This window comes from Halorubrum sp. SS7 (assembly GCF_005435055.1).
GTDB classification, from domain to species: Archaea; Halobacteriota; Halobacteria; order Halobacteriales; family Haloferacaceae; genus Halorubrum; species Halorubrum salinarum.
The window spans coordinates 1-989 of record NZ_SGXV01000064.1; the positions used below are offsets into that span (position 1 = coordinate 1).

Consider the following 989-nt stretch of genomic DNA (forward strand, 5'->3'; position numbering starts at 1 on the left):
CCGAAGAGGAACGAGTCGGGGGTACACACTGCGTCTTGACATCTTCCCACGACTGAAGCCGTGGGATTCCTCCCGTGGGATATTGGCTATGCCGTCTCCCCGGAGGCAATTTTTCCGTCACTGTCGACGGTACTCCGGTCTGTGCGCGCTTCTTTGGGACTGTCGTGAGGGTGTGGTGTCCCCGACCACTCGTGGTCGTCCCACTCGAATCGCACGGGCCGTGCCATCGGCCTGACTTCTTGCTCCATCTGCCGCTCAAGAAATGTTTTCGACGCCGCGAGGTCCGCGTGTCCCTCGAACCCACACGCACACGTCAGCGTCTCCTGATGCCGCGTGGTTCGATCCGTCGATCCGCACTGCGGACACTCCTGACTTGTCCACGCTTCCGACCGAACCTCAACCGAGATCCCGTACTCTTCGGCGGTACAGGCCAGTCGGTCCACGAATTTCCTGAACGCCCAGAAATTGTGCGTCTTGGCGTTTGCCTCAACAGACCAGTGCGTCTCTAGCACGCCGGTCAAGTCACCGATATACAACGTGTCGACACCCTCGGCGTACAGCCGTTCGATCACGTCGCGACACAACGCTTCTTGGGCGTGATCGCGGCGCCGAGTGCGCTTGCGATACAGCCGTCGGATGCGCTCGCTGCTGTGTCGGCCCGCTTCGAGTTTGGCCTGTAACCGGGCAATTTCTTGCGTCGTCTCCCGGAAGCGAGCGAACAGGTCGCGACCCTCGTACAGATACTGCTCGCCGGTCGTCGTGGTACAGGCAACGAGATTGTTCGCACCGATATCCAGAGCGGCCATTTCATCAGCCAGTGGAGTCACCCGCGTTTCGTCGGAAACAGTCACGGGCTGCGAAGCTCGGAAGGTGTTGTCGGTCTCGTCGTACCACAGGTCCAACCGACCCTGTTTCTCGTAGTCGGGCCAATTCGGCTCGCCGGCAATTTCGAGCCGGAGACGCCCAGTATGGTCGTATTTGTCTTTCAG

General features: G+C 60.2%; 1 protein-coding gene. It reads right to left on the reverse strand.

Features of this window, described 5'->3' with window-relative positions:
* Positions 1-86 precede the first annotated feature (86 nt).
* Positions 87-989: transposase (locus tag EXE44_RS16475; protein ID WP_241991856.1), on the reverse strand; the 903-nt coding region annotated here is incomplete at its 5' end.